Raw genomic sequence first — 3227 nt, forward strand, 5'->3', positions numbered from 1 at the left:
GGGGTCCTAGGGATTTTGCCTCCAAATACTGCAAAAACCGTTGAAGGCCCCGTATTTACTGGCCTCCAAGCCACTATTAATTTTAATTTAGCTCGAGTTTCAGTATCTTCTTCGGCCTTTGGGTCAAAGAATGAGCAGAACCAAGCGACTATCAATTCTCACTGCCGCTGAAATCGAGGATTTATACGGCGTCCCCTCCTTCAACGAATCGTATCAACGGTTTTACTTCACGCTGAATGATAAAGAGCGCGCTGAGCTGACCAGAATAAGGCAGCGCAAGTACCGCTGTATCGCCATCGCATTGTTGGGCTATTTCAAATGCAAACCCATCTTGCTCAATCCGACGTTTAAATCCATGCAGGATGACTTGGGATTTATCGCGAAAAATCACTTTGATGGCCTGAAATTTCGACGCTTCAGTCTGAAATCCGATCAAAAGTCCCGCATTTATGAACGGATTTTTTCCATGATCGAATATGAAAATTGGAAAGATCCTGAGCATCAACCCCGGCTTGTTGAACACTTATTGGCCTGTGCTGAAAGCTGGGTTGCACCTCGTGCTCTCTTTGATGCAGCGATTGAGTTCCTGGCCCACCAGAAAATTGCCATTCCTGCCTATAGCACCCTGCAGAAGATCGTCAGTCAGGTGGTTAACCAGCATCAGCAGCGACTGCATGAGAAGATCGGCGCCGCGTGTAGCCCAAAATTGACGACTGTACTAAATACACTGGTATCCGGTAATGACCAGCTTACGTTAACACAATTGCGCGGCGGCGCGCGCAATTTCACCGGCACCGAGTTGCAGAAAGAACTCGCGGTGTATCACCACATTCAACCGCTGATGGCAGAGGTGACCGTTGTCCTCGACTCGCTTTCTCTGTCTCAAAAAAATCAGCAGCACTATGCCGAACGGATTCAATATTACGGCGCCAAAATCAAGCGTCAGTCGCCAGAGAACCAGTGCCTATATCTGCTTTGCTACCTACAGTTTCGATATCAGGAGGGGTTGGAACGCATGGCCGAAGGGTTCATTCACCACGTTCGACAGGTAAAGCAACGAGCGCATCAGCTGGCGCAGGATCGAGTTTATCGGGATTGGCAAAAGGCGGCTACCAATGTGAGTAAGGCTGCAGAAATCTTGTGCCTGTTTGTTGATGATCGTATCGACCCCAATACGTCATTCCATGCTGTACAGAAACAAGCGTTCCAGGTTCTCAATGCCAACGAGCTGAGTTCAGTCTGCCGGTACCTCGGCAATCAGAAGCAGTCGGCGGATGAGGCGTTCTGGCAACACCTGGATACGGAATCCACGTTGAGAACCGGCCTGTTACGATCACTCTTTTGCTGTCTACGCATCGAAGGCACCGATAAAACACAACGGTTGGCAGCGGTCTTGAGCCAAACTCGACAGGAGCTGGCGGCCGGCAACATGCTCAGAGATGCCAGTATTGACCGGCGTCTACCGCCAAAAGCCACGCGACCACTCTTGTTGAAACCTGACGGCGGCATAGACAAGGCTAGATATGAATGGTTCTTGTATTTGCAGATTCCCAGCCGCCTAAACGGCCAGTTAGTGCTGCCAGAAGTCATACGGTATCGTGCACTGGACGACGATCTGGTAAAACCACAGACTTGGAAAAATCAGAAGCAGGCCTTGGTCGAGGGTACGAAGCAACCCAAAATTACTGAGGATCCAAAGCAACTGATCCCGCGCATGGCGGATCGGTTGACCACTCGGCTATACGAAGTCAGCGACTATCTGGAACGCGTGGACAACAGGGATATCATTCTGCGCCCGAAGGGTGGTAAACACCTTTGGCGCTTACCGACCACCGGCAAAAAACATCTGGTGAACAATCCGTTCTTCCAGCAAATGAGGGCAATCGGAGTCGCCGATGTCTTGCGCGTGGTGGATCAGGATACCGGATTTATTGACGACTTTGAGCACGTGCTGGGCATGACCTCCAAAAGCCGCCAGTATGAAGTGGACCTGTTGGCGATCCTGATCGCCAATGCCACAAACCAGGGCATCTACGGTATCGCCCAGATCTCCGACCGCACCTATGATCAGCTGAGTACCATCCAAGCGAACTACCTTCGGCTGGAAACGTTGAATGCCGCAAATGACCGCATCAACAACGCCACTACGCGACTGAGTATATTTAATCACTACAATATCCAGGATGACAACCTGCATGCCAGCGCTGATGGCCAAAAGTTCGAAGCTAAGCGCGAGACATTCCGTACCCGGTATTCCTCAAAATACTTCGGTACCAGCAAAGGGGTCTCGGCGATCAGCCTGAATGCCAATCATATGGCAATCAATGCCCGGGTGATCGGCGCTAACGAACACGAATCCCATTACATCTTTGACCTCCTGATGAACAACAGTACTGAGATCATCCCGGATACGCTCTCTACTGACACCCATGGGGTAAACCATGTGAATTTTGCTTTACTCGATCTGTTTGGCTACCGGTTCGCCCCCCGATATGCCCAGGTAGGCAGGGTTATCAACGAGATGTTCGATATCTCCGAGGACGAGAGTCAGCGGGTGAGACTCACATTGCGTAAACCCATTAACACGCAGAGTATTATGGAGTGCTGGGACACCATCCAGCGAATTGCCGTGTCACTGGCTCACCGGAAAACCACCCAAGCCATATTGGTCCGGAAACTCTCTGGCTACAAGAAAAACCACCCACTACTGAAGGCGCTGACTGAATATAACCGACTATTGAAGGCCCAATACCTGCTGGATTACATCGATAACGCCAGCCTTAGAAACCACGTGCAACGCGCCTTGAATCGGGGAGAAGCTTATCACCAGTTGCGTAGGGCAATCAGCAACGTGAACAGCGACCGGTTCCGGGGGAATAGCGACGAGGAGATACAAATCTGGAACGAAAGCGCCCGGCTGGTAGCAAATGCCATTATCTACTTCAACTCGAAAGTACTCAGCAACCTGCTGGACAGCTTCGAGGAGCAGGGCAGCGAAAAACACATGGAAACCGTAAAGGGCGCATCACCTGTCGCGTGGGAGAATATCAACTTCCGGGGTACGTATACGTTCGCGCCGACGGGAGAGCTGCCTAAACTGGATGATTTAATGGCGCCGATTGAGGGCTATCGGCCGATAAGTAAAAATTGATGCCTCTCTACAGGCTAGCAAACACGGGGGCTTCGGAGGTTTTTGCAGTATTTGGAGGCAAAATCCCTAGGACCCC

1 protein-coding gene is annotated in these 3227 nt (G+C 50.9%); it reads left to right on the plus strand.

All coding sequences use genetic code 11. From position 1 onward, the window contains the following. Positions 1–130: 130 nt before the first annotated feature. Positions 131–3151 carry a Tn3 family transposase gene (locus tag FH755_RS13415; RefSeq protein WP_011783386.1) on the plus strand — a complete coding sequence of 1007 codons (3021 nt, stop codon included), beginning with the start codon at positions 131–133 and terminating at the stop codon, positions 3149–3151. The last annotated feature ends 76 nt before the right edge of the window (positions 3152–3227 follow it).

The sequence above is a fragment of the Methylophaga sp. genome, from assembly GCF_009711715.1.
In the GTDB taxonomy this organism is placed as follows: domain Bacteria; phylum Pseudomonadota; class Gammaproteobacteria; order Nitrosococcales; family Methylophagaceae; genus Methylophaga.